Here is a 24,272-nt window from a genome sequence, read left to right on the forward strand (position 1 = left end):
GGCCCTACTCCTGAAATGCCGGCATGACCTCGGTGATGAAGCGCTCGAGCGACGATTTCTTTCGCTCGAAACTCATGCCGGTGTCGATCCAGAAGGAATATTCGTCGTAGCCGAGCGCCTCATAGGCCTTCAGCCGGTCGATGACGGTCTCGGCATTGCCAACGACATTGTTGGTGCGCATGACTTGATCCGACAGCATGGCGTTCGCTCGGATCTGCTCGTCCGGAATCCGTTCGATCAGGCCTTGGGTAACCGGCTTCTCATTCTTGAACCAGGCAAAGAAGTAGTTGTAATAAACGCTGAGTTCATGGGCGGCCTGGGCAACGTCCTCTTCCGACGAGCCGACATAGGTGTGGCGCAGCAGCATGATCTTCGGCCGCTCGACATCAGGATTCTTGGCGCAGGCATCGTTGAAGCGTTCCATCAGCGACTGAACCTCGTCGTCACCCTGCCAGAGCGGTGTGACCTGAACGTTGCAGCCGTTGGCGACGGCAAACTCGTGCGAGTTCGGATCGCGCGCCGCGACCCAGATCGGCGGGTTCGGCTGCTGCAGCGGCTTCGGCGCCGAGGTGGTCGCGGGGAACTTGAAGAACTCTCCGTCATGGGCGTAGTCGCCGTTCCAGATGCCCTTGACCGCCGGGATCAGTTCGCGCATGCGCTGGCCAGCCCCCCAGGCATCGAGACCCGGCAACAGACGTTCGTATTCGAAGGAATAGGCGCCGCGCGCAATCCCGATGTCGAGCCTTCCGTCGCAGATGATGTCGGCCATAGCTGCCTCGCCGGCGAGCTTGATCGGATGCCAGAAGGGAGCGATCACCGTGCCCGTCCCGAGCCTTGCCCGCGACGTGCGGCGGGCGAGATCGGCAATGGTCACGAACGGGTTGGGCGCGATGGTGAAATCCATGCCATGGTGCTCGCCGGTCCAGATCGCATGCATGCCGCCCTTGTCGGCGATCTCGCAGAGCGCGACGAATTCTTCGTAGAGGCTCTTATGGCTCTGGCTGGCGTCGAGCCGTTCCATATGGACGAAGAGGGAGAACTTCATGCTTTTGCGCCCTTGGCTGGAATGGGATGAACGGTGCCGCCGGTCTCGTCACCAAAATAGACGCCGAAATTGCCGATCGAGCTTTCCATCGCGAAACGATTGACGATATCGGCGGTCGAACTGGTCTTGAATTTTGCCGCAGCCAGCGCGTCGGGTTTCACGAACCTGCCACCGGCAGGCTCCCCGTCGCCGGCGACGGCGTGATAGACGATGTGCTGCTTGCCGTCGCTCTTGCCCTCATAGACCGAATAAAGAAAGCCGATGCTGACCTTCAGCCCGGTGAGCGTCTCCAGGTACTTTTCCAGCGTCTCGGTCGGGTTGCCGTCATGGGCGTCGACGCTTGGCAAAGAGAGCACCTCCTCGCCGAGCAGCAGAACCTCTCCGCGGCGCTCGACGACGGCTGCGAGTTCGATATTGCCTTCACTTGCCGCCGAAACCGCCTTGCTGGCGAGCGTCGGCGTGAAATAGCCGCCACGCGCATAGCCGAGACCATTGCGGCCGCTATTGTCGAACGCTTCGATGCGCCCCATCAAAATGACGTGGTCACCGGCCTCGACGACCTGATCCATGGCGCATTCGAACCAGGCCGCCACGCTCGAGAAGATCGGGCAGCCCGCCGCGCCCTTGGTCCATTCGACCGCTGCAAACCTGTCTTCGACCGGCCGCGCAAAAGTGTTCGACACGTCTTTCTGGGTTTCCGAAAGCACGTTGATCGCAAAATGCTGCGCTCCGGTCATGGTCGCGAAATTACGCGACGTCTTGGCGAGACAGACGAGAAGCAAAGGCGGATTGAGCGAGACCGATGTGAAGGAGTTCGCCGTGAAGCCGATCGGATTTCCATCGCCGTCGCAGGCGGTGACGACAGTCACGCCTGTGGGAAAAGCGCCGAATGCATCACGCAATGCTCTTGGGTCGACAGTCTGGATTGTCATCGTTCATCCTCCCCGAACGACAGCCACTCAGCGAGCAGCGAATTGACGATATCAGGCGCGGTCAGGTTCACCATATGACGATGACCCTCGACGATACGGGCCCAGCCCCGGGGCGCGAGCGCCGCCATTTGCGTCGCCATCAAAGGCGTCGAATTCGGATCATCGGACCCCGTCAGGAACAGGGCCGGACCAGCCACGTCTTTCCAACGATCGGCATAGGTCTCGTCTCCTCCGGCGAAGGCGGCGTAAGCGACAGCATACCCCTCCGGGTCGACGAGGTTGAGCCATTTCCGCGTCAATTCACGTGCAACGACGCTATCGGGATCATCGCCGAACCAGCGAGCCAGGGGGCCTTCCTTGTCCACGCCCGTCATCGGAATGGCCGCGGCCCGCGCGAGGACCGCAGCCTTTGCCTGCGGGTCACGCCTGTAGACGCCGTTGAGGTAAGCCACACGGCTGATACGTTCGCCGAACGTTGCCGCCGCCCCTCCCGATACCAGCGCTCCCATCGAGTGGCCGGCAACATTCACCGTATCGATCGCCATCTCGTCGAGAAAGCGCCCGAGCCAGGCGACGAAATCCTCGAGGCGGCTGCCCGGCGGCAGTTTTGCGCTCTCGCCATGTCCCGGCATATCGACGGCGATGACGCGATGGCTGGCCGACAGGAACGCAATCTGCGGTGCCCAGGCCTCAAGCCGCATACCGACGCCATGAATGAGAATCAGCGGCTCGCCGCTGCCGGCCTCGTGATAGGCCGTTCCACCTGCCGTCTGCTTTCGGGGCAGGTGAGCGGCGGCGCTCTTTGCTGCAGCGGCGCCCGAGATCGATCCAGCTGTCAGCATCTCAGCGCCTTCCCTTTCAAACGCCCGCGGGATTGGCGACGTCCTGCCCAAGATCTTTCAGATCCTGATAGCGGTCGCCAATGCGATGATGAGGACGCCCACCCACCGAGGCACCGAGCGCCACGACGATCTCGTCGGCGGCAGGCGCGTCGGGGATCGAGGTCTGGATGGTCAGATAATGCGAGCGGCGGCCTTCGTCATTCTTGTCCATCAGCGGGATCATGATCGGCGCATTGGCAGGACCGCGCGTATTGCAGAAGGCAAGATAGGATTTGGCGCCGACGGCATGGCGATAAAAATTGCCGAAGCGCAGCGTGTGGATCAGCGCGGAGGCATGTTCGATCTCACCGTCGAGGCCGACGACGGCGGCCTTGCCATAGGCTTCGACGGCATCGCCGGAACCGACCGCATCGATGATCATCTTGGTCAGCAACTCGCCGAGAACCGGAGCGCCCGCATGGATTTCGGGCTTGAGGTCTTCGACAAAGCCCCGGCCCGCCCAGGGATTCTTCACGACCGCGAAGGCGGTAAACAGTTTCAGCGGCACCGCCGCGGCCTTGCCGCCTTCGATCAGCGTCGTTTCGATCTGCAGTCCCGTCTTGCGAATTTGAATGGCCATGAAACACCTCATCTCTCTATTTAGTATTATGGTATACCATAATACATGAGTGTCAACTTGGTTTCGGCGAAGACGCAATAAAGTCCGAGAAATCGCCAATGTGGCGCGCCACCGCCCGGAAGCGTCTTGTTCATTCAGTTTTTTGTCGAGAGCCGGGAGGCGCGACGGCGGCCCGCAGTGACGCGACACATCAGACTGCAAATATTACCCCGGCCCATATGATGCCGCCTTATATATGATGGATTATGGCATACCATCACATCGAGCAAAGTTGGGTGTCAAGCTTGAAGTTTGAATTCCGCGGAACGTGATTGCGAATACGCAAGAGGCAGTCGATGCGACAACGCCATGCTGGCCGTCTTTTAGTGAAGACAGATGCACACGAAGGGATGAACCAATTGGAGTAGTAGGGCGGCGACCGTCTTGAAAAACGCAGCGGCGCTGCGGCCTATTCGGCAGGCTTCTGCGCGGACAGCACCGCTTCGGCAATTGCGCTGGCGGCCGCGACATGATCCATCGCCGCCCGCTGGGCCCCCTCGCCGTCGCCGCGGCGGATGGCATCGATGATTTTCGACATCTGCATCGGCCCCTCGATGCCGCGCCGTTCCGTCTTGATCGTCATCGAGCGCAGGTGGTTTATGCGCACGGTGAGGAGGTTGACGACGCCCCAGGCGACATGCCTGTCGACCCTGGTGAACAGCGTTTGATAGAAGGAAGAGGTATTGGCAAGCACAACCGCCATATCTTGGTCGCGATAGCCGTTGCGGATTGCGGTCAGGGATTCCTCAAGCGCAGCGACGATCTCTGGGCTGCCGCGCTCCGCACACAGCCGCGCCGCCATGCCTTCGAGCGCACCACGGATCTCATAGATCTGTTTGGCTTCCTCGATATCCAACAGGGCGACGATTGGTCCCTTGTTCGGCAGATTGGCGACGAGCCCTTCCGATTCCAGATGTCGGAGAACCTCGCGCACGACCGTCCGGCTGACGCCGAGCTGGGCGCAGAGGTCGCGCTCGACAAGGCGGTCTCCGGGACGAAAGTATCCGTTGACGATGGCCTCGCGGACCTTATCGAGCGCCAATTCCCGCAATGTCTTCGCAGGACGCTCTACCCTGATTGTCGCGTCCTTCAGAGCACCGCTCATGCTGTACCTCAGTGTTGGATTGACGTCGCACGCTCAAGTTCCGGTGCGGCAGCCGAATTCAGGAATCGTATTATGGCCTACCGAATACTGTAGCGGTCGGCGGCGAGCAATTCAACAGCACCGTGTCGATCTGCAGATCGTCAGCCTATACGTCGGAATTGGGTCTTGCCCTGACGATCTCTTCGGCCACCGCCTTCGCCTGCACCCGGATATCGGGGACGGCGGTGATCTCCCAGAATTGCCCCGCGGTCAAGGCGCCGACGGCAAACAGCCGAGCGGGCGAGATCCGAGACGGAGCCATCACCTCGGAAGCCGCATCCACCAGGATGTCAAGCCCAAGGGGATCGGGAACGATCAGTTGAAGCCGGCTCATTTCCTTTAAAAGCGGCGAATGGCTGATCCCGGCGCGCTCCATACCCGTGCAGTTGACCAGCCAGTCCGCCCTGATCTCGGCGATCTCACGCTTGGCTCGGACCCTGTAGCCGGCGGCGAGCCCATCTTCCCAGGCGTCGAGCGTTCTCAGGAAGCCTGCATGGAAGCGAACGGTTCCTTCCAAAACCAGTTTCTCGAACCCGGCGAACACCTCGGGCGCGACCCGGTGACGGTGGATGTTCCACCAGGGAAGCGCATGCCGCAGGAAACGCGCCCGCTCCTCGCTCGAAAGCCGCTGCCAGAGAGCCTGCGTGACCGGCCTCAGGCCGTCCATCACGCTCCGCCAGTCGGCGGCGCCCCTTCTCTTTTCCCGCAAGGCTTTTAAGATACCGCTGACCGTAGCGGGAAGTGTGTGAACGTCGATCGGCAGAGCCGCCGGCGGCGTCCTCGCATGGCCGAGCGGCGCCAAGCCGCGCCGCGAAAGCACGTCGATCCTGCCTTTATGGCCACGGGCGCGAAGTGCCAGAACCTGGTCGATCATCGTCAGGCCGGAGCCGAGGATGCAGACCGCATCGGACGGTGCGACGCGCCTCAGCCACGAGAGCCGCCACGGGTTCTCGATGATCCGCGATCGCAGAGATGATGGGACGCCAGCCGGATCGACCGGGAGGTTGGCATTACCGACGCCAAGGCACAACACGACATTCTTCCCGGCAATCTCGTCGCCGTTGTCGAGTTGGAAGGCGAGCGTCGTCTTATAGTGTTCCACGCATCCCGCCGCCTTGGCCTTGATGAAATCAACCCGGCAACGGCCGTCCCGCTTTCGAAGCAGCCCCGCAAGCGTATCCCTGACATAAAGACCGTAGTCGCCGCGCGAGGCGAAATCGCCTGCCTGCAGCTGGCGTCCATGGGCTTTCAGCCAGTCGACGAAATCGTCGGGATGATGGGGCAGCAGGCTCATGCGGCCTGCCGGCACATTGAGGCGATGGAGATAGAGCTCCGTCCTATATGCCGTTCCACGTCCGAAACCGGGATCGTCGCCGACGACGGCGATCTTCGCCGAAGCGGGAAGCTGCTCGATGAGATTGCAGGTCACAGCGATCGCTGAAAAACCGGAACCGACCACGATCACATCGTATATCAACGCATTCTCCCTGAAGCTGCGAAACGCCGGTTCTTATCGCTCACCCGCCCGGGGATGGCTCAAGCGGCAGAATCACGAAAACAATTATCCCTATAGTCTATAAATATAGTTTGTTATTTCTCCCGCCAGCCCCTCCGCAACCGTTACCCTTTTAAAGGTGAGATCAAGGGGCCGGCTGGCCCTTAAACAAAGGGGCTTAGGATGAATTTCAGAAATTTGGTTGCCGCAATCGCCATCGGCGTCGGTACTCTTGCAACGGCAATTGCTGCTGAAGCGGCGGACAAGAAGGTTGTCGTCGGCTATCAAACCGACGCCCTGCCGTCTTCGGCGGCGATCGCCAACGGCGAATTCGCTAAGGACACCGGTTACAATATCGATTTCCGCAGGTTCAATTCCGGCGCCGAAATCTTTGCAGCCATCGCCTCGGGCGACGTTCAGGTCGGTTATGTCGGCTCCAGCCCGTTTGCGGCTGCAGTATCGCGCGGGCTGGAGGTCAAGGCCTTCTACCTCGCCTCCATTTCCGGCATCGACGAGGCTCTCGTGGTCCGCAACGGCTCGGGCATCGAGAGCCTGAACGACCTGAAAGGCAAGAAGCTTGCCGCCGCGCCTGTTTCCACCGACCACTACCAGCTGCTGGCGCTCGTCAAATCCCTGGGCCTGACCGAAAAGGACGTGCAGGTCTTCGCAATCCCTCAGCCCGAAATCGTCGCGAGCTATAATCGCGGCGATATCGATGGCGGTTTCGTCTGGGATCCGGCGCTGACCGAACTCAAGAAGAACGGCAAGGTTCTTGTGACCTCCAAGGACGTGGCGGACAAGGGTGCACCGACGTTCTCCGCCTGGGTCGCCACCTCGAAGTTCGCGACCGATAATCCGGAATTCCTGAAGGGATTCGCCTCGGTCATCAACAAGTACTACGCGTCCTTCGCCTCGGACAAAGCCGCCTGGGGTCCTGATAGCGACAACGCCAAGTCGCTCTCCAAACTTCTCGGCGGAACGGCCGAGCAGCAGGCCTCGGCCTTGAAGAACCTGACGCTGCTGACGCCCGAGGTCCAGGCATCGGATGCCTGGCTCGGCGGCGGCGAAAAGGCGGGTGCTGCCAAGATCCTCCAGGACACCGCATCGTTCCTGAAGGGCCAGGGCAAGGTGTCCGACGTGCTGGCAAATTACGGCGCCTTCGTCACCGCAGACGCGCTTACCAGCGTCAGCAACTGATCCTCCCCGATGCCGGCGCGACTGTTGTCGCGCCGGCATCGAACTTATGAGCGGACCATGCTTAAAGTCGATCACGCCAGCGTTTTCTTCGCAGCCCGCGACGGGCGGACCGTCCACGCGCTCGATCGCGTTTCCTTCGATATCCCCGAACGCGGTTTCGTCGTCGCGCTCGGCGCCTCGGGATGCGGAAAATCAACCCTTCTCAACGCGATTGCCGGTTTCCTTCCGCTTTCCGATGGCCGGATCACGCTCGATGGCCGCGCGGTCGAAAGGCCGGGCGCCGATCGCGGCGTCGTCTTTCAGAAAGATGCGCTGCTGCCCTGGAAATCGGTGGCCGACAACGTCGCCCTCGGCCTGAAATTCGCCGGCGTCAACCGCAAGGAGCGGCGAGTGCGCGCGCTCGAACTGCTGCGGCTCGTCGGCCTTGCCGAATTCGCCGGCGCCTTTCCCTACGAGCTGTCGGGCGGCATGCGCCAGCGGGTCGGCATCGCCCGCGCGCTCGCAACAAATCCCGACATCCTGCTGATGGACGAGCCGTTCGGTGCGCTTGACAGCCTGACCCGCGAGCAGATGCAGGAACTGCTGGTTTCCATCTGGAGCAAGACGGCAAAGAAGGTTTTCTTCATCACCCATTCGATCGAAGAGGCCCTGTTTCTCGGCACGCAGGTCCTGGTCATGTCGCCTCGGCCGGGGCGCGTCGTCGCTCGCTTCGATCTCGACTTCATCCGCCGCTTCGCCGAAACCGGCGATGCCCGGTCGATCAAGGCGTCGCCGCAATTTGCCGAGCTGCGCGACGAGATCCGCGCCATTCTCCATAGCAGCGAAGATTTGAGGAGCGCCGCATGAGCGATATAGTCCAAACATCGCCGGTTGCAGCACAGAGAGAGGACCGCCAGATCAAGCTGGTGAAAATGGCGAGCTTCGGCGCCGGCGAAAAATCGACGGTGGTGATCAGCATTGCCACCGCCTTGGCGATAGTGCTGCTGTGGTGGCTCGTCTCGGCGATCGGCCTCGTGCCACACCTGTTCCTGCCGCGTCCGGATGAGGTGCTGACTCAGATCGGTGTCATCTATCGCGACGGTTATGCCGGCGCGTCGCTCTCCGAACATGTCTTTGCAAGCCTATTCCGCATCGTGGTCGCAGCCCTCATCGCCATCTCCGCCGCCATTCCGCTCGGATTGCTGATGGGCCTGAACCGTTGGGCGAAAGGGGTGCTCGACGCGCCGATCGAGTTCTACTGGCCGCTTCCGCCCCTCTCCTACTTGCCGCTGATGATCATCTGGCTCGGCATCGGCGAGACGTCGAAGATCACGCTGCTGGTGCTGGCGATGTTTGCGCCGATCTGCCTCTCGGCTCAGGCGGGTGTTCGTTCGCTGCCGATCGAGCGCGTCAATGCCGCCCGTTCGCTGGGCGCGAGCCGGCTGCAGCTCTTCATCGATATCGTCCTGCCGTCCGCGCTGCCGGAGATCCTCACCGGCATCCGCATTGCGCTTGGCATCGGCTGGGGCACGCTGGTTGCGGCCGAATTGATCGCCTCGACGCGCGGGATCGGTTTCATGATCATGTCGGCGTCGCAGTTCCTGGCAACCGACGTCGTCTTCGTCGGCATCGGTATCATCGCGATCTGCGCCTTCACCTTCTCGGCCGCCATTCGTTTTCTGGAGACTTACCTTGTGCCCTGGAAAGGCAAGCTCTGAGGGAATGGGCCAGTGCAAAACGTCAAAGCGCCGCGGGTCTGAAAAGACGCGCAGCGATTAACAACTTTGCGTGACCCCGTTGAAGCCATGTATCGACAGGAGTTCGGCTGCGACGAGCTCCTGAAGCCGCCACAAATTGCGATCACGGATGCCGCGTTCTTCCAGATGCTTCACCGTCAGATAGAGATATTCGGCGCAGGAGCCCATGTGTCCGCAGGCCCTGGCAAGCACGCGCGCCACCGCCTCCAACGGCAATTTGCGGGAAACGCGCTCTCCCTTCGGCCCGGCCCAGAAGACCAGCGCGCGCACGAAGCCGTGTGCGGTCTCGACAGGAATCCACCGAACCGTCGCGGCATCTTCGATCGTGCCGACCTCACGGCGGATCAACCGTCGAATCTGGCCAAGGCGATCATCATCGGTAAGCCTGAAGAGGATACCGTTGCACCGTCCGCCGCGATCAAGAGCCATCATGAGACCAGGTTGGGTTCGCGTTCCCCGCCAGCGGGTCATCTTCAGGCAGAAGGACCGATGCCAGCCTCTTGCTGCGCCCCGCTGCCATTCGACGGCATCGAAGTCCGGCTTCCAAATCAATGATCCATAGGCGAAAACCCAAAGCGGCGCGCCGTCGGATTCATCGAGAAGCCGCATGGCGAATAGCTCCAGCTCCGCCTCGGTAAGCGGTGTCCGGTGCGGCTCGGGGCCGCGGTCGAGCTCAGGGCGGAGGCTGAGCGACACCAGTTCGTCCGTAAGAGCCATCCTAGTCGGGCCGAACATCCGAACCCCGCTTCGCCGGATCGTCACCTGCTTATGCTCCGCGATATCGGTCACGTTTCAATGCACCGTACATCCGGCCGCGTCGGTCTGGCGCCGCTCCAGGCTGCGGATCAGCACCGCGGCTTCCCTGACGATCGCCGCAAATGTCGGATCGTCGGCCTCGGCGATCCGGCCCGTCATGTCGCGGATAATCGTCGTCAAATGGATGATCGAATGGCGATGCTGTGCCTCTTCCGGCCCGATTTCTGCATCGGCCATGGTGAGCAGCGTCTGCACCAGACGCTCCATGGTTTGCCGGCGCCTGCTTTTAGGGTCGCTATTCGGATCTTCGCTGAGGCGCAGGAATTCATCGACAATGTCGGACATTCCGCTTCCATTCACATCGCAAAGGCCGGCTGCGCGGAAATGATGCGCCTTCGATCGCCGGCGCGCGCCTTCAAGGTTTCCAGCAGCCGATAGCCGGTACGCCAGCGGCCAAAACCACTGGCGATATTGATGTGGCCGGCAAGGCCGATATTCCTGGTTTCGGCCTTCCACAGCCGGCCGAAAAGGCTCAGCCGATCGACCGTCATGTAGGCGTCGTTCATGCTGCCGACGACGATGCTCGGAAATGGCAAAGCCGCCGTCGGCATGCCGCCGAAGGCGATATGCCCCGGATGCAGAATTTCCGTGACCGGCAGATCGCATGGTGCAACGAGCAACGCCCCTTTTACGCGACGGGCAGCGCTTCGCCCGGCCAGCCTTGCGGCGAGAAGGCATCCGAGACTGTGGGCAACCAGATAGGCCTCACCCACCTCTTCAAGCGTGCTTTCCAATCGCTGCAACCAGTTGTCGAGGTTCGGGTGATCCCAGTCGTCCTGAGCGACATAGCGGCTGCCAGGCTGATCCCGCAGCCAATGCTGTTGCCAATGCCCTTCACCCGAGCCGAAAAGTCCTGGAAGAATAATGACGTCGCTCATCGGATCAACCCGATCACCAGGGCGAAGCGGAAGGTGAAGGAACTGACGATCGTGCAGATCCCGGCCGCATGCCTGAATTGCGACATGACGCTGCCCGTTTCTCTTCCCGTATCGTGCCGACCGAGGCCGGTCTCGACGACAATTGTCATTACACCACCCTTCTCAATACCAAAGTCCGGGCAACGCGCCCCAGTAGTGAAGTTCGTATTCGCGTGCCGACCGGTCCCGCTCTTCGTCCCGGGAGAATAGTTGGTTGTCCCGCAAGGAGGATGCGTTTGCGGGCTCCCGCACCTTCGGCTCGAGGAGGCGGTTGATCGTGCGCTGCAGCCAGGAATGGAAATCAAGCTTCATGCGAACCTCCTGTCAGGGACCGATAGGTTAGGAAATCAGCGAATGACGTCGGGCATTGGCGAGAAGATCGCGAAGCGACGCAGTCGGCCCATAAAGCATCAACAGGCGGTTCTCTTCGCGTTTGGCGAGGCGATATCGCCGAGCAAATTCGAAGACGCTCCACAATTGCTCGCTTGACCCCGGTCTTTCCACATCGTTCATCGTGGCCTCCTGAGATCGAACCATGGCGACGATCCCTATTCGGCCGCCGCTATCGTCGGCCTTGCTTCAGGAAAGAAGGCTGCCAATTCGCCGATCACTTCGCTGATGCGGCTCGAAAGCGCTTCTGATGAGACCGCGTAATCCGCGAAATCGCGATCGGACGCATAAACGGCCGTCGGCAGCGTATGGGACATGAAAAAACCGAACAGCGGTCGAAGCTGATGCTCGACCATCAACGCATGCCGGTCGCCGCCGCCCGTCGCCGTGATGATGACCGGCTTGCCTCGAAGTTCCTGGGGGTCGATCAGATCGATCAGGTGTTTGAACAGGCCGGGATAGGAACCCTTGTAGGTCGGCGAGCCGATGATCAAAGCATCGGCCTTGACGATCTCGTCGACGACATGCCTGGCTTGCTCGTCGAGCTCCTTGCGCCACAAGGCGCGGCCCAGCGACGGACCAACATCGTGCAGATCATAGGTCTTGCTCGTAAAGCCATATCGGAGGCTCGCGCGGTCGGCCACATGCCGGACAAGTGCCAGTGTCTTCGATGGACGGTTGAAGCTGCCGGCGATGCCGACGAGTTTGAAACCTGACATGGTTTTTCCTCTCTATGGTTGCTTCAAATATTGTCTATAAAATTACTGGATTAAAGGAATGAGCGTCTCTCCTTCGGCGCTCGGTTGAAAAAACATTCGTCTTGATGATCCAAACCTATGGCCGGTCGCCGCGAAGATGTCGCTCCAGGAAAGGCAGATTGTCCTGTCCCCAGTAAATCTCGCCGTCATGGACATAGGTGGGAAAACCGAAGACACCGCTGTCGCGTGCATGCGCTCGGTCTGCCGACCATTTATTCTGGACATCGTCGTCGGCTTGCCGCCGGAGAAGCGCTGCGCCATCGAAACCCGCTGATACAACGATCGCCTCGCGCACATCGGGCTTGCCGATATCCCTCGCCTCGCTCCAGAAGGCATGCTGCAGAGTCCGTGCGACACCGATCCAGTCCTGTCCGTCGAGATAGGCAGCAATCACGAAGAGGGAGGCCGGCGTCGGATCGCTGAGCTCAGGGCGATGTTCGAGCCGCAATTCCTTCTCCCGCACGCGCGCCCAGCGTTTAAGGTCCCGCGTCCAGTAGGCGCGCCGGATCTCCGGACGGTTGCGCGAAAAGATCCCGCCATTTTCCTCGACCACAGTCGTCAGATAGGGCGTGATGACGACGTCATTCTCTGCCGCCAGTTCGATGAAGGCATCGAAGCCGATGTAGGACCAGGGCGATCCAATCGAAAAGAAGTATTCTACCGTTCTCGTCACTGGTGATTGATCCTCGTAAATGATTGTTCTGACGTCGAAAGAGGGCGTGACCGGCGCGGCTTGCCTCAGGAAGCAGCCCGAATTACCGGCTGTGCTTTCCATCCGACCTGCGGCGCGATCCTTGTCACGAAGTCGTGCAGGATCTGACGATATTCCTCGTGCTCGAACTCGTAAGGAAGCTCCAGCCGCAACTCGCTGACCTCTGGCAGGATCGGATCGGCGAAAAGCTGCTCCAATATTTCCTCCGACGTGCCGACGATATCGCGGGCGAACAGGGTCCGCCGTTCGCCCTGGGGCGAAAGCGTCCGTTCATGGCGGCCCTCGGCATAATCGCGGTAACGCCGGCGCGTTGCCTTATCGGCGCTGTCGAAAGGCACGATGACGCGGCCTAGCGCGACGCGACGCACGATTCCAGCAGCGCGATGGGTTTCAATCAATCTGGATTGGGCAGCGAAGAAATCGTCCGTCCCCTCACTCGTTATCACGTTGCCGGTCAATAGGTTGAAGCCGTTGCGGCCGGCCCATTCGGCCGAGCGTTGCGACCCGCCACCATACCAGATCCGGTCGATCAGGCCCTTGGCATAGGGCTGCAGGCGCGGCCGCTGCTGCCCGAAAGGCGTCTTGATGAAAGTCAGCTCGTCGCCGAGATAGGCGCCACGCAGATTGTCGGCAAAGCGCAGCACGCGATCATGCGAGAAATCGTAACCCGTCCAGTCACCGTCGAACACGAGCGGGGCAATCAGGTCGGCATGCAGCGGCCGGCCGGCGCTGACGCCGATATTCAGCCGGCCGCGCGACAGAATATCGACGGTGGCGAGATCTTCGGCCAGCCGGTAAGGGCTTCATAGCCGATCGGGATGACCGCGGTTCCGAATTCGATACGGCTGGTTCGCTGCGTTGCCGCCGCCAGGAAGGCGCTGGCCGAAGAGATGCCCGGCTCAAGATGGCGCTGGCGGACCCAGGCGCTGTCAAAGCCCAGCGCCTCGCTATATTGCAATTGCTGGAGCGTTTGCTCCAATCCCGACAATGGATCGTCGTCGGGATAGTTGCCGGGTGTGAGAAAGCCGATATGGCTGATCGATATGTTGCGGCCGCTCATGTTGCCCCTTCCATTCGTGCCAGGCGATAATCAGTATTTCGGCAGGCCGGGTGGATTGGTCTCGGATGCCGGCAGGGCTTCCTCGGACAGATGCCAGTGATCGAGGATCTTCGCGTAGCTGCCGTCCTTGATCAGGCCGTTGGTGGCGACGGTCAGCGCATCGGCGAGCCCGCTTCCCTTGCGGGTGGTGATCGCAACGTCGGAGCGATCGGGCCAGCCGGCGCTCAGCGTGCCGACGCGCTTAATATTTTTGTCGCGCGCCGCGATGAAGACGAGCTGCGCATGCGGCTGGACGATGACATCGGCCCGACCTGAACGGAGCGCGAGGAGGCTTGCCGCCTCGTCGTCGTAATATTGCAGCTCGATCGGCTTCAGGCCGGCGGCGACATCCTCGTCGCTCCACTTCACCAGGATGCGCTCCTGATTGGTTCCGGCCCCGACGATGATCCTCAGACCGGCCGCATCCTTCGGCTGCTTGATTGAGGTGATAGGGCTATCGGATTTCACGAAGATACCGTGCAGGCCCTGACGGTAGGTGGAGAAATCGAACTTCTCCTTGCGCTGTTCGGTGACCCCGACATTGGAGATGACGGCATCATACTTGCCGGAAGCAAGGCCGAGCGGCCAGTCGATCCAGGCGACGGGCACAATCTCCAGCGTCAGGCCGAGGCTGTCGGCGATGGCGTGGGCATAGTCCGGATCCGCCCCGACCACGGTCTTGGCATCGGTGGCATAGGTAGCAAGCGGAGGACCGCCGGGGCTGACGGCGATGGTGAACTTGCCTGGCGTGACAAATTTGAACTCTTTGGGGATCGCAGCGATCGCCGCGTCGTTCCTGGTGGCATGCAGTCTGCCCGGCTGCTGCGGACTCAGGTCGAAATCGTCGGCCGCACGGGTTGCGCCGAAGGAAAGGCCGGACGCCATGGCGGCGATCAGCAGGGTCCGCAATGCCGGAAAGGCAATCATCGTCTTCAATCTCCAAATTGACAGGCAGGAATGGCCGGCAGGAATGCTGCCGGCCGGATAAGGTCAGGAGCCGCTCTTCGGCAGGCCGGGCGGGTTGGTCTGCGCCTTGTCGATCGCCTCAGGACCGAGATTCCATGCATCGAGAATCTTCCGATAGGCGCCGCTGGCGATCAGGTCGTTGACAACATCGGTCAAGGGAGCCGCCAGACCGCTGCCTTTGCGGGTGGTGACCGCAATCTCGGCGGTGATCGGCCAACCGCCGCTGACGGTGCCGACGAGCTTGGTCTTGCCATTGATTCCTGCCGAATAGGCTTGCGTCGCGTTGACGCTGAAGACGGCGTCGGCTCTGCCGGACTGGACGGCGAGATCCTTGACCGCGTCGTCATCATAATATTGCACCTCGATCGGCTTCAGGCCAGCCGCGACGTTCTCGCGATCCCATTCCAGCAGGATCTTCTCCTGGTTGGTGCCGGCATCGGTGATGACCTTCAGGCCGGCGATATCTTTCGGCTGCTTGAGCGCCCTGATCGGGCTGTCGGCCTTGACGTAGAAGCCGAGTTCATCCTTGCGGTAGGTCGAGAAATCGAATTTCTGCTTGCGCTCTTCCGTGACTGTGACGTTCGAGATCACCGCGTCGAACTTGCCCGACGTCAGTCCCAGAGGCCAGTCGGCCCAGGCAACGGAAACCAGATTGAGCTTCAGACCGAGGCTGTCGGCAATGGCTTGCGCCAGATCGACGTCGTAACCGATGACCGTTCTGGAATCAGACGCATAGTCATGCAGCGGCAGATTGCCGCTCGAGCTGATGCCGACGGTAAAGAGGCCGTTTTCGACGAACTTGAACCCCTTGACCTCGTCAATGCTCTTCTCGTTCTTCTCCACCCGCAGCCGGTTCGGCTGCTCGGGGCTGAGATCGAATTTCTGCTGCGCCTGAGCGTACCCGAAACCAATCGCACCAATGGTGACGGCTCCCGCTATCAGAAGCCTTACTCTATCTGTAAATGCCATGCCCCTTCTCCATCTCATCTTTGGGTTGTAATTATTATCATTCGACCAGAGCAGCCCGTCGCGGCCCGGCATTTCACCAGCACTGTCCGGCGCTAGAGAACCTTGGCAAGGAATTCGCGTGTTCGGGGATGCTCCGCCTGCGTGAAAATCCGGGCCGGCGGACCAGCCTCCAGAATACGGCCGCTTTCCATAAAGACGACGGTGTCGGCGACTTCGCGGGCAAAGCCGACCTCATGGGTGACGATGACGAGTGTCGTGCCGGTGCGGGCCAGTTCCTTGATGACGTCGAGCACTTCGCCGACCAGCTCCGGATCGAGTGCGGAAGTCGGCTCATCGAAGAGCAGCACCTTGGGACGGAGCGCCAGCGCACGGACGATCGCCACACGCTGCTGCTGCCCGCCGGAGAGCTGGCGCGGATAGGCGTTGATCTTGTCGCTGAGGCCGATGCGGGCCAGCAGCTCCTGCGCCAGCTGCACGGCATCCTCGCGGCCGACACCGCGAACCTGGATGGGCGCCTCGATGAGGTTTTCGAGCACGGTCAGATGCGGGAAGAGATTGAAGCTCTGGAAGACCATGCCGATATCGGCTCGGCGCTGCAGGACCTCTTTTTCCTTGAGCTCGTAGAGCGTGTCGCCCTTCCTGCTGTAGCCGACGAAATCGCCGTCGACGGAGATGAAGCCCTCGTCGACGCGCTCCAGATGGTTGATGGCCCGCAGAAGCGTCGACTTGCCGGAGCCGGACGGGCCAAGGATGGCGGTCACGCTGCCGGCCGGCAGGCTGAGCTCGACCTTATCGAGCACCTTCAGGGAGCCGAAACTCTTCGAGATACCTTGGATGCGCACCGCACCGCCTGCGGCCCGCAAAGCTGCCGCATCCCGGAAGCCGACCTTCCGCACAGTATCGGTCGCTGTCTCCAGCACAGGGAGCGGCCGGCGGAAGCGCTCGAAAAATGCCTGGAAAGGGAGCGGCGTCGGATTGCGCACGGCGCCTTTGGAGAAATAACGCTCGATATAGTGCTGAGCGATCGACAGCACCGTCATGATGATCAGATACCAGACGGTCGCGACCATCAGCAGCGGAATGACTTCGAGATTGCGGCGATAGATCACCTGCACCGTGTAGAAGAGTTCCGGCAGCGCCAGCACGTAGACCATCGAGGTGCTCTTCGCCAATCCGATGAGTTCGTTGAAGCCGGTCGGCAGGATCGAGCGCATGGCCTGCGGCAGTACGATGCGGAAGGCTTGGCGGCGGCGCGGCAGGCCGAGTGCGGCTGCGGCCTCCAGCTGCCCGTGATCCACCGAAAGAATGCCGCCGCGGACGATCTCGGCGAAGAAGGCTGACTGGTTGAGCGTGAGGCCGACGAAGGCGGCGGCAAAGGGCGTCAGCAGTTGCACCGTGGGATAGTCGATGAAGACCGTGCCGGTGAAGGGAATGCCGATCCTGATCGTTTCGTAGAGATAGCCGAGATTGTTCAAGATCAGCAGCAGCACGATCATGGGGATCGACCGCAGCAGCCAGATATAGCCCCAGGAAAGGCCTGACAGTAGCGGCGACCTGGAGACCCGGGCAAGCGCCAGAGCCGTTCCGAGAATGGAACCTGATATCGCGGCAAGCACGGTCAAAAGCAAGGTCCTGCCGAGGCCGACGAGCACCGGCTCGGCGAAGAACCATTCGGCAAAGACGTCCCAACCCCAGCGCGGATTGGTGAAGGTGGAATAGAGCACGGCAAGGATGACGATGGCGGCAAAGATCGTGCCGGCCAGACGGCCGGGATGGCGCGCCGGCACGATGCGGTAACGGGAATGATCCGGTTTCGAATCCAGCGTCCTGCTGCCGGGCGCGATGCCGGCAAAATCCGTCGTCAGTGCCATTGTGCTTCCCTTTTATGGATTGTCGGTCTGTGCCGTTTTCAGTGATGTGCGCCGGCCACGCGCAGACGCGGTTCGGCCGCCACCTCCTCCAGCGCAGGCTGAGCCAGATGGCGGATATCCTTCTCGAAGGGCAGGCTCTTGTAGATCTCGGGATCGGCTGAGGTGTCGAAGAGAGCGGTGTAGCCGTCATTCAGATAAAGGCCGACGGCCTCCGGCTGTCGGAAACCGGTCGTGAGGTAAATGCGAGCATAACCCTGGCGGGCGGCCTGAGCCTCCAGCTCCACCAGCACCTTGCGGGCAAGGCCCTGGCGGCGCAGGTCGGAGCGCGTCCAGATGCGTTTGAACTCGGCCGTGCGCGCGTCATACTGCTTGAAGGCGCCGCCGCCGATGGTTTCGCCATTGCGGATCAGCAACAGAAAATTGCCGTGAGGCGGCGCAAAGGCTTCGGGAGGATAACGGTTGAGCTCTGCTGCAGCACCTTCGGCGTTGAAATAGGTGCCGTAGCGGCTGTCATATTCGTGGATCAACTCATCGATCAGCGGCTGGGCACGGGGATCGAGAGGGCTGGTATAGAGAAACGTATCGCTCATATCGTTCGTCACCCGTTGTCATCAGTGAGGAAGGTCTCAGTCAGCCGCACCCAGTAGCGGGAGGCCGGTGCAATGATCGCGTCGTTGAAATTGTAGTGGGCGCTGTGGAGAGGCGCGCTGTCGCCATTGCCGACAAAGAGGTAGCTGCCGGGATTGGCCTGCAGCATGAAGGCAAAATCTTCGCTTGCGGTCCTCGGCCGGAAATCCTTTTCGATCGCCGCAAGGCCAAGTGCGTCATAGGCGACGTCACGGGCAAAGGCGGTTTCCTTGGCGTGATTGACCAAGGCCGGAAAACCGAGCCGGTAAATCACATCCGCCACCGCACCGAAGCTTTCAGCCTGGGCGCGGGCAAGGGCTGGAATGCGCTCCTGCAGCAGCTGGCGAACCGTCTCGCTGAAGGCCCGCATGGTGAGCTTCATCTCGACGCTTTCGGGGATGACGTTCGAAGCGGAGCCGGCATGGATCGATCCGACGGTGGCGACCGCCATGTCCTGCGGATCGACATTGCGCGAGACGACGCTTTGTAAGGCGGTGATGAAGGAGGCGGAGGCCAGCACCGGATCGACGGCACGGTGTGGTTCCGCGCCATGGCCGCCCTTGCCGACGATCTTGACGACCGCCTGATCGACCGAGGCCATGGCAGGACCGGCGACAAAGCCGAATTGACCCGTCGGCACACCCGGCCAGTTGTGCAGCCCGAAGATCGCATCGACGGGGAAACGTTCGAACAGGCCTTCCGCGATCATCTTGCGGGCACCGGCGCCGATTTCCTCGGCGGGCTGGAAGATCAGCCTCAACGTGCCGCTGAAATTGCCGCTCTCTGCGAGATAGCGGGCAGCCGCCAGCAGGATGGCGACATGCCCGTCATGGCCGCAGGCATGCATGACGCCGGGATTGCTGCTGGCATAGGCAAGACCGGTCGCCTCCTCGATCGGCAGCGCATCCATGTCGGCGCGAATGCCGATCCGCTTCCTGCCGTCACCGCGTCTCAAGGTGGCGACGATGCCGGTGCCGGCAATGCCCGTCGCCACCTCATAGCCCCAGGAGGAAAGCCGGGATGCCACAAGCTTGCTGCTTCTGAGTTCCTGGAACGCAAGCTCCGGATATTGATGCAGATCGTGGCGAAGCGCGATGACCTCGTCGAGATAGGCGGCGATGCCCTTTTCGACGGGATCGTTGCTGCGTGGGTTCCGAGCGATGATGTTCATGACGGTTCGTCAGCGCCTCAGGCGCCGACGGCCTTTCCGCGCTCGAGCTGATCCGCACTGGCCGCATAGCGGCTTTCACGGAAGGGCAGACCCAGATGGTCGCGCAACGTCTCGCCCCTCAGGACGGGGTCGAAATAACCGCGCTCCGTGAGGATCGGCAGGACGTGTTCGGCGAAGTCGGCAAAACCCTCGGCGATGACGGGAAAACCCAGGATGAAGCCGTCGGCAGCGCCATGGTCGACCCAGCGGGTGATCTCGTCGGCGATATGCTCCGCGGTACCGATGAAGGCGGTGCGGGGCGTCGCGGAATCAAGCGCGACCTGGCGAAGCGTCAGGCCCTTGTCGCGCGCCGTTCTCTTGATGCGGTCGGTGGTGGCGCGGAAATTGTTTCTGCCGATATCGCCAAGTTCGGGGAACGGCTCGTCGAGCGGATAGACGCCGAAATCGTGATGATCGAAGAAGCGGCCGAGATAGGCGAGCGCCTCCTCGATAGTGACAAGGTTGCGGATCGCTTGGTACTTGGCTTCCGCTTCCTCGGCCGTCTTGCCAACGATCGGGCCGATGCCGGGATAGATGCCGACCTCCGCCACCGGGCGGCCATGCGCAATCACGCTGTCCTTGAGCTGGCGGTAGAAGGCCTGCGCCTCCTCGATGGGCCCGCCATTGGTGAAAACGGCATCGGCATGTTTGCCGGCAAGCCTGATGCCGGAATCCGAAGCGCCGGCCTGGAAGACCACCGGTTGACCCTGCTTCGAGCGGCCGATGTTAAGCGGCCCCTCGACGCGGAAGAAGCGGCCCTTGTGGTCGAGGCGATGCATCTTGGTCTTGTCGACAAAGACGCCGGTCTCGCGGTCACGCACAAAGGCGTCGTCGTCCCAGGAATCCCACAGGCCCTTGATCGCATCGATGTAGTCCTCAGCGATCTCGTAGCGCAGCTCATGTTCGGGATGTTCGCGGCTGTAGTTGCGCCCCGAACCCTCAAGCGGCGAGGTCACCGCGTTCCACCCTGCCCGTCCTCCGCTGATGAGGTCGATCGAAGCGAACTGCCGGGCGATGGTGAAGGGATCGCTGTAGGAGGTCGAGACCGTACCGACGAGGCCGATTTTCGAGGTCGATGCCGCCAGCGCCGAAAGAATGGCGATCGGCTCGAACCGGTTGAGGAAATGCGGGATCGATTGCTCGTTGATATAGAGCCCGTCGGCGACAAAAGCGAAGGCGATGCCGGCCGCCTCCGCCTTGCGCGCCGTGTTGACGAAGAAGTCGAAATTGACGCTGGCATCGGCCGGTCCGCCTGGATGTTTCCAGGCATTCATGTGACCGCCGGGACCCTGCAGCATGATGCCGAACGTGACGTGTTTCTGAGCCATGGGATCGATCTCCTTGAAAACGGTCAGGCGACGAGAGAAAGCCGCTCCTCGGCGAGCAGCTCGATGGAGGCCAGGCGCTCGGCGACCGAAAGCGCCGGCGTATCGAGCACGAACTCCTTGACGCCGTAGAGACGGTGAAGCTCGTCCAATTCCTTGCGGATCTGCTTTGCCGTGCCGTGCAGCACGCTCGGCACCTTCTCCTCGATACGGTAATCGGTGACGCCGGCCTGGCGGGCAAATTCGGCTGCCTGCTCCTCGCTGCCGACATTGACGGTCTGACCGTTCGGCAGGAACACCTTGACGATGCGCAGCTTGCCGACGCGCTCGCGGGCATAATCCTCGCTTTCGGCGGCAAAGGCTGCGAGCGCCAGGATCGGCCGTTTGCCGCCGGATGCCCGCTCATAGGCCTCGAAGGTCTTGCGCAGATTGTCAGGATCGCCGTTCAGGTGACCGGCAAAGACCAGCTCCCAGCCCTTCTCGGCCGCCAGTTCGGCGCTTTCGACGCTGGCCCCGAGCAAGAAACGATCGGGCGCCGTCGGCGGGAAAGGGGTCGCCTGCGCACCGTTATAATTCGGGTCGGCGGCGAGATAGGTGTTGAGATCGGAAAGCTGGCTTGCAAAATCCGGCTTTCTGGACGGATCGACGGCAAGCTGCAGGGCGCGCGTCGACAACGGAAACCCGCCCGGCGCCTTGCCGACACCGAGATCGACGCGGCCGGGCGCAAGCGATGCCAGAAGATTGAAGGTCTCGGCAACCTTGTAGGCGCTGTAATGCTGCAGCATCACCCCGCCGGAGCCGACCCGGATCTTCGAGGTCTTGGCGAGAAGATAAGCGATCAGCGCCTCCGGCGCGGAGCTCGCCAGATTGGACATGTTGTGATGTTCGGCCACCCAGAAACGGTGATAGCCGAGTTCCTCGGCGCGGGCAGCAATCTTGACCGTCGCCCGCAACGCATCCGCAGCAGTGAAACCCTGTTCGATAGGACTTTTGTCGAGAAGGCTGAGGAGATAGGTCATGACATCACGAGCCGATCGCTGGTTGCAAAGTATAATTTATAAAATCAGTAGACAAACTGCATTATAAGAAATGACATTCTCTTTCGCAGAGGTTTGGTGAAAAAAGCGGCGCGCCGGAGATGGAAATCGGAACCTCTCCAGGTCAGGCCTGGGGCGTTCTATATTCTGGGCGAAAGGGAGCAGCCGCATGACGCTGTCGGAGCACGTCAAGCCGATCCGCTGCCTCAAAGCGCGTGCACCCTGGGAATATCCGGTCACTCAAGGACAAGCTGCAGAACCGGGGGAGTAAGGACCACTCAGCCGCTGCGCCATCGCAAGCAGCGTGTCAGAGCTTATCGTCGCAGAGCCGGTCAGGATCGAAAGTGCTGTCGACGTGGTGCCCGTATGGCGACACCATACATGGCTTGATTGTCCTCAAGCGTCAGCCTGACATAGGATTCGATGGTATCGAGCACATCGCCGCGCTGCTGCACCGTCCCGGTGGGATCGGCGGAAATATTGCCGTCCTGATCGAAATTGAACGAGCCGACGAGTTCGGCGAAACGATTGTCGTCCAGCTTATTGAAATAACTGTCTTCGTCGTCGAGATCGGAAGAATACATCTTCTCCAATTGGTCCGACGTGACATCGTCAGGGTCGAGTCCCCTGGCTTCGAGCGCCAGGGAACCGGAGCTGCCCTCAGTCCTGCAGCGCCGCGCCTCTCGGCGTGCAAGCAACGCTGCAGCTTTGATTGGAGCTAAATCAGAATTCTTCCCAATCGGACTTCAGCGCGGCAGCCGCCGATCCATGAGCCGAGGCCGTGCGGACAACTTTTAAAGCCGACGGCATCGAAGCGTGACGCCCCGCCTGCATCGACGAAGACCGTGTTTTCGGTCCGTCTTCGAAACGGAACTGCTCAAGGAGCTTGAAGAGCGCGGCAGCCTCCCGGGCAAGGCCATGGCTTGCAGCAGTCTGCTCCTCGACCATTGCGGCATTCTGCTGCGTTCCCTGGTCGACGGTGTTGATGGCCTGGTTGATGCCGCCGAGCGCCGTCGATTGCTCGCGCGCCGCCTCGACGATCGCCGTGACGTTGGTATTGATTTCGTGAACCTGTGTGGCGATTTCCCGTAGCGCCGATCCGGCGTTGGTCACCAGGGCGACGCCGTTTGCGACATGGGAACCGGACGCCGTAATCAGGCTCTTGATCTCTTTTGCGGCCTTCGCCGAGCGCTGCGCCAGTTCGCGCACTTCCTGGGCGACAACCGCAAACCCTTTGCCGGCCTCCCCTGCCCGCGCCGCTTCTACGCCGGCATTGAGCGCCAAAAGGTTTGTCTGGAAGGCAATCTCATCGATAACACCGATGATGTTGGAAATTTCGCGTGACGAGGTTTCGATCTGATCCATCGCTCCGATCGCATCCCGCACCACCTGGCCGGAATGCTCCGCATGGTCCCTGGTGCGCGCCACCAGTTGACCGGCCTCCTCGGCGCGGCGGCTCGAATCCTTGACCGTGGTGGTAATCTCCTCAAGCGCGGCGGCCGTCTCTTCGACGGATGCCGCCTGCTGCTCGGTGCGTTTTGCCAGGTCATCGGCTGCCGTGCGGATTTCGTTGGAACCGGCCGAAATCGCCTTGGCGTTTTCGGCCACCGTTGCCATCGCGCCCTTCAGCTTCTCCGAGGCGCTGTTGAAATCGGTGCGCAGCCGCTCCAGCGAAGGAATGAAAGGCTTCACGATCGTCTGCGACAGGTCGCCGTCGGCAAAATTTGTCAGGCAGTAAGCAAGTTGTTCGACATTCTCGACGCGTGCCGTCACGTCGGTTGCGAACTTGACGACTTTGAACACTTTGCCGTTCAGGTCGAAGATCGGATTGTAGGAGGCCTGGATGTAGACTTTGCGTCCGCCCTTCCCCACCCGCATGAATTCGTCGGCAATCAACTGGCCGCTCGCAAGCTTTCGCCAGAATTCCTTGTAGGCCTCCGATCTCGAATAGTCGGCTTCGCAGAACATCGAATGATGTTTGCCCTGGATCTCGGCAAGCGAATAGCCGAGGGCGGCAAGGAAATTGTCGTTGGCACCAAGCACTTCGCCGCCCGGCGTGAATTCGATGATCGCCTGAGCCCGCGACAAGGCGTCGATCTTGCCCGCATCCTCGGCGGATTTCAGCTTCTGCGCGGTGATATCGGTTGCGATTTTGATGACCTTGACCGGTCTCCCGCGCCGGAACACGGGATTGTAGGATGCTTCGATCCAGACCTCGCGGCCGCCTTTTCCGAGCCGCTTATATTGCTGCTGATCGAATTTCCCGGCAGACAGCTTCGTCCAGAAAGCCTTATATTCCGCCGAGGATGCATAGGCAGGTTCGACGAACATGCGGTGATGTTGTCCGACGATCTCCCGCAATTCGTAACCGAGCGCCCTGCAGAAGTTTTCGTTCGCGGTGAGGATCATGCCTGACAAGTCGAACTCGATCATGGCTTGCGAGTTGGATAGAGCGGCGAGAGCCGCGACAGCATTTGCACCACGATCAAGAATGCTCACTCACAAATCCCCCATAGATTTCATCGC

Annotated in this window: 25 protein-coding genes and 2 pseudogenes; 3 read left to right on the forward strand and 24 right to left on the reverse strand. The window is 61.1% G+C overall.

What is annotated here, in order from left to right:
• Positions 1-4 precede the first annotated feature (4 nt).
• The 6 genes from GR197_RS03820 to GR197_RS03845 all read right to left on the reverse strand — a co-directional run bounded on the left by GR197_RS03820 (position 5) and on the right by GR197_RS03845 (position 6,098).
• Entirely contained in the window at positions 5-1,045 is a 1,041-nt protein-coding gene (locus tag GR197_RS03820) for an LLM class flavin-dependent oxidoreductase (RefSeq protein WP_164006729.1), read from the reverse strand.
• On the reverse strand, positions 1,042-1,977 hold the full coding sequence (locus GR197_RS03825; protein ID WP_164006731.1) for a flavin reductase family protein: 936 nt from the start codon (positions 1,975-1,977) through the stop codon (positions 1,042-1,044). The genes GR197_RS03820 and GR197_RS03825 overlap by 4 nt, the downstream gene beginning before the upstream one ends.
• Positions 1,974-2,819, reverse strand: coding sequence for an alpha/beta fold hydrolase (locus GR197_RS03830; protein WP_164006732.1), 846 nt, complete (start codon positions 2,817-2,819; stop codon positions 1,974-1,976). Before GR197_RS03830 ends, GR197_RS03825 begins: the two co-directional genes overlap by 4 nt.
• Positions 2,820-2,835: 16 nt before the next feature.
• Positions 2,836-3,438: an amino acid synthesis family protein gene (locus tag GR197_RS03835; protein WP_097666523.1), complete on the reverse strand. Its 603-nt coding sequence runs from the start codon at positions 3,436-3,438 to the stop codon at positions 2,836-2,838.
• 448 nt (positions 3,439-3,886) lie between these two features.
• On the reverse strand, positions 3,887-4,582 hold the full coding sequence (locus tag GR197_RS03840; protein ID WP_164006734.1) for a GntR family transcriptional regulator: 696 nt from the start codon (positions 4,580-4,582) through the stop codon (positions 3,887-3,889).
• A 145-nt stretch (positions 4,583-4,727) separates the two neighbouring features.
• On the reverse strand, positions 4,728-6,098 hold the full coding sequence (locus GR197_RS03845) for an FAD/NAD(P)-binding protein (protein ID WP_164006736.1): 1,371 nt from the start codon (positions 6,096-6,098) through the stop codon (positions 4,728-4,730).
• Positions 6,099-6,299: 201 nt separating this feature from the next.
• Between GR197_RS03845 and tauA the strand changes: the two genes are divergently transcribed.
• The 3 genes from tauA to GR197_RS03860 are packed head-to-tail and all read left to right on the forward strand — an operon-like array spanning position 6,300 to position 9,010.
• Positions 6,300-7,313, forward strand: coding sequence for a taurine ABC transporter substrate-binding protein (gene tauA / locus GR197_RS03850; RefSeq protein WP_164006738.1), 1,014 nt, complete (start codon positions 6,300-6,302; stop codon positions 7,311-7,313).
• A 57-nt stretch (positions 7,314-7,370) separates the two neighbouring features.
• The gene (locus tag GR197_RS03855; protein WP_164006740.1) at positions 7,371-8,159 is read left to right on the forward strand and encodes a taurine ABC transporter ATP-binding protein; all 789 of its coding nucleotides are present in this window, start codon (positions 7,371-7,373) and stop codon (positions 8,157-8,159) included.
• Positions 8,156-9,010, forward strand: coding sequence for an ABC transporter permease subunit (locus tag GR197_RS03860; protein WP_164006743.1), 855 nt, complete (start codon positions 8,156-8,158; stop codon positions 9,008-9,010). The genes GR197_RS03855 and GR197_RS03860 overlap by 4 nt, the downstream gene beginning before the upstream one ends.
• A 57-nt stretch (positions 9,011-9,067) precedes the next feature.
• On the opposite strand, the gene GR197_RS03865 is transcribed toward GR197_RS03860, so the two are convergent.
• The 18 genes and pseudogenes from GR197_RS03865 to GR197_RS03945 all read right to left on the reverse strand — a co-directional run bounded on the left by GR197_RS03865 (position 9,068) and on the right by GR197_RS03945 (position 24,245).
• Positions 9,068-9,838 (reverse strand): gamma-glutamylcyclotransferase, encoded by a 771-nt coding sequence (locus GR197_RS03865; protein WP_164006745.1) that lies wholly within the window; start codon positions 9,836-9,838, stop codon positions 9,068-9,070.
• 3 nt (positions 9,839-9,841) lie between these two features.
• On the reverse strand, positions 9,842-10,150 hold the full coding sequence (locus GR197_RS03870; RefSeq protein ID WP_164006747.1) for a hypothetical protein: 309 nt from the start codon (positions 10,148-10,150) through the stop codon (positions 9,842-9,844).
• Between the two features lie 11 nt (positions 10,151-10,161).
• Positions 10,162-10,743, reverse strand: coding sequence for an RBBP9/YdeN family alpha/beta hydrolase (locus GR197_RS03875; protein ID WP_164006749.1), 582 nt, complete (start codon positions 10,741-10,743; stop codon positions 10,162-10,164).
• The gene (locus tag GR197_RS31890; RefSeq protein WP_204330035.1) at positions 10,740-10,892 is read right to left on the reverse strand and encodes a hypothetical protein; all 153 of its coding nucleotides are present in this window, start codon (positions 10,890-10,892) and stop codon (positions 10,740-10,742) included. Before GR197_RS31890 ends, GR197_RS03875 begins: the two co-directional genes overlap by 4 nt.
• A 13-nt stretch (positions 10,893-10,905) precedes the next feature.
• Positions 10,906-11,094 carry a hypothetical protein gene (locus tag GR197_RS03880; RefSeq protein ID WP_164006751.1) on the reverse strand — a complete coding sequence of 63 codons (189 nt, stop codon included), beginning with the start codon at positions 11,092-11,094 and terminating at the stop codon, positions 10,906-10,908.
• 27 nt (positions 11,095-11,121) lie between these two features.
• A complete protein-coding gene (locus tag GR197_RS03885; RefSeq protein WP_164006753.1) occupies positions 11,122-11,319 on the reverse strand; it encodes a hypothetical protein in 198 nt (65 codons plus the stop codon).
• Between the two features lie 11 nt (positions 11,320-11,330).
• Positions 11,331-11,891, reverse strand: a complete 561-nt coding sequence (gene msuE, locus GR197_RS03890; protein WP_164006754.1) for an FMN reductase — start codon at positions 11,889-11,891, stop codon at positions 11,331-11,333.
• A gap of 115 nt (positions 11,892-12,006) precedes the next feature.
• Positions 12,007-12,603, reverse strand: a complete 597-nt coding sequence (locus tag GR197_RS03895; protein WP_164006756.1) for a DsbA family protein — start codon at positions 12,601-12,603, stop codon at positions 12,007-12,009.
• 65 nt (positions 12,604-12,668) lie between these two features.
• Positions 12,669-13,702: pseudogene (locus GR197_RS03900) on the reverse strand (LLM class flavin-dependent oxidoreductase).
• Positions 13,703-13,732: 30 nt separating this feature from the next.
• Positions 13,733-14,668 (reverse strand): ABC transporter substrate-binding protein, encoded by a 936-nt coding sequence (locus GR197_RS03905; RefSeq protein ID WP_164006759.1) that lies wholly within the window; start codon positions 14,666-14,668, stop codon positions 13,733-13,735.
• A gap of 63 nt (positions 14,669-14,731) precedes the next feature.
• The gene (locus GR197_RS03910; RefSeq protein WP_164006761.1) at positions 14,732-15,676 is read right to left on the reverse strand and encodes an ABC transporter substrate-binding protein; all 945 of its coding nucleotides are present in this window, start codon (positions 15,674-15,676) and stop codon (positions 14,732-14,734) included.
• Between the two features lie 92 nt (positions 15,677-15,768).
• The gene (locus GR197_RS32600; RefSeq protein WP_164006763.1) at positions 15,769-17,547 is read right to left on the reverse strand and encodes an amino acid ABC transporter permease/ATP-binding protein; all 1,779 of its coding nucleotides are present in this window, start codon (positions 17,545-17,547) and stop codon (positions 15,769-15,771) included.
• 38 nt (positions 17,548-17,585) lie between these two features.
• Positions 17,586-18,137: a GNAT family N-acetyltransferase gene (locus GR197_RS03920; RefSeq protein ID WP_164006765.1), complete on the reverse strand. Its 552-nt coding sequence runs from the start codon at positions 18,135-18,137 to the stop codon at positions 17,586-17,588.
• Between the two features lie 8 nt (positions 18,138-18,145).
• Positions 18,146-19,345, reverse strand: a complete 1,200-nt coding sequence (locus GR197_RS03925) for a M20 aminoacylase family protein (RefSeq protein ID WP_164006767.1) — start codon at positions 19,343-19,345, stop codon at positions 18,146-18,148.
• A gap of 17 nt (positions 19,346-19,362) precedes the next feature.
• Positions 19,363-20,712: an LLM class flavin-dependent oxidoreductase gene (locus GR197_RS03930; protein ID WP_164006769.1), complete on the reverse strand. Its 1,350-nt coding sequence runs from the start codon at positions 20,710-20,712 to the stop codon at positions 19,363-19,365.
• 23 nt (positions 20,713-20,735) lie between these two features.
• On the reverse strand, positions 20,736-21,728 hold the full coding sequence (locus tag GR197_RS03935; protein WP_164006771.1) for an LLM class flavin-dependent oxidoreductase: 993 nt from the start codon (positions 21,726-21,728) through the stop codon (positions 20,736-20,738).
• A 258-nt stretch (positions 21,729-21,986) separates the two neighbouring features.
• Positions 21,987-22,393, reverse strand: a pseudogene (locus tag GR197_RS03940) (DUF1217 domain-containing protein); the annotation flags it as partial.
• Between the two features lie 76 nt (positions 22,394-22,469).
• Positions 22,470-24,245, reverse strand: coding sequence for a methyl-accepting chemotaxis protein (locus GR197_RS03945; protein WP_164006773.1), 1,776 nt, complete (start codon positions 24,243-24,245; stop codon positions 22,470-22,472).
• Between the last annotated feature and the right edge of the window lie 27 nt (positions 24,246-24,272).

Source organism: Rhizobium phaseoli (assembly GCF_010668805.1).
GTDB lineage: Bacteria > Pseudomonadota > Alphaproteobacteria > Rhizobiales > Rhizobiaceae > Rhizobium > Rhizobium phaseoli_A.

Excerpts from the sequence above, each read along its gene's own strand:
- GR197_RS03905 (WP_164006759.1), bottom strand. The coding sequence starts at position 14,668 with ATGATTGCCTTTCCGGCATTGCGGACCCTGCTGATCGCCGCCATGGCG.
- GR197_RS03820 (WP_164006729.1), bottom strand. The coding sequence starts at position 1,045 with ATGAAGTTCTCCCTCTTCGTCCATATGGAACGGCTCGACGCCAGCCAG.
- GR197_RS03860 (WP_164006743.1), top strand. The coding sequence starts at position 8,156 with ATGAGCGATATAGTCCAAACATCGCCGGTTGCAGCACAGAGAGAGGAC.
- GR197_RS03920 (WP_164006765.1), bottom strand. The coding sequence starts at position 18,137 with ATGAGCGATACGTTTCTCTATACCAGCCCTCTCGATCCCCGTGCCCAG.
- tauA (WP_164006738.1), top strand. The coding sequence starts at position 6,300 with ATGAATTTCAGAAATTTGGTTGCCGCAATCGCCATCGGCGTCGGTACT.
- GR197_RS03925 (WP_164006767.1), bottom strand. The coding sequence starts at position 19,345 with ATGAACATCATCGCTCGGAACCCACGCAGCAACGATCCCGTCGAAAAG.
- GR197_RS03880 (WP_164006751.1), bottom strand. The coding sequence starts at position 11,094 with ATGAAGCTTGATTTCCATTCCTGGCTGCAGCGCACGATCAACCGCCTC.
- GR197_RS03910 (WP_164006761.1), bottom strand. The coding sequence starts at position 15,676 with ATGGCATTTACAGATAGAGTAAGGCTTCTGATAGCGGGAGCCGTCACC.
- GR197_RS03875 (WP_164006749.1), bottom strand. The coding sequence starts at position 10,743 with ATGAGCGACGTCATTATTCTTCCAGGACTTTTCGGCTCGGGTGAAGGG.
- GR197_RS03935 (WP_164006771.1), bottom strand. The coding sequence starts at position 21,728 with ATGACCTATCTCCTCAGCCTTCTCGACAAAAGTCCTATCGAACAGGGT.
- GR197_RS03825 (WP_164006731.1), bottom strand. The coding sequence starts at position 1,977 with ATGACAATCCAGACTGTCGACCCAAGAGCATTGCGTGATGCATTCGGC.
- GR197_RS03885 (WP_164006753.1), bottom strand. The coding sequence starts at position 11,319 with ATGGTTCGATCTCAGGAGGCCACGATGAACGATGTGGAAAGACCGGGG.
- GR197_RS03870 (WP_164006747.1), bottom strand. The coding sequence starts at position 10,150 with ATGTCCGACATTGTCGATGAATTCCTGCGCCTCAGCGAAGATCCGAAT.
- GR197_RS31890 (WP_204330035.1), bottom strand. The coding sequence starts at position 10,892 with ATGACAATTGTCGTCGAGACCGGCCTCGGTCGGCACGATACGGGAAGA.
- GR197_RS32600 (WP_164006763.1), bottom strand. The coding sequence starts at position 17,547 with ATGGCACTGACGACGGATTTTGCCGGCATCGCGCCCGGCAGCAGGACG.
- GR197_RS03840 (WP_164006734.1), bottom strand. The coding sequence starts at position 4,582 with ATGAGCGGTGCTCTGAAGGACGCGACAATCAGGGTAGAGCGTCCTGCG.
- GR197_RS03930 (WP_164006769.1), bottom strand. The coding sequence starts at position 20,712 with ATGGCTCAGAAACACGTCACGTTCGGCATCATGCTGCAGGGTCCCGGC.
- GR197_RS03835 (WP_097666523.1), bottom strand. The coding sequence starts at position 3,438 with ATGGCCATTCAAATTCGCAAGACGGGACTGCAGATCGAAACGACGCTG.
- msuE (WP_164006754.1), bottom strand. The coding sequence starts at position 11,891 with ATGTCAGGTTTCAAACTCGTCGGCATCGCCGGCAGCTTCAACCGTCCA.
- GR197_RS03830 (WP_164006732.1), bottom strand. The coding sequence starts at position 2,819 with ATGCTGACAGCTGGATCGATCTCGGGCGCCGCTGCAGCAAAGAGCGCC.
- GR197_RS03855 (WP_164006740.1), top strand. The coding sequence starts at position 7,371 with ATGCTTAAAGTCGATCACGCCAGCGTTTTCTTCGCAGCCCGCGACGGG.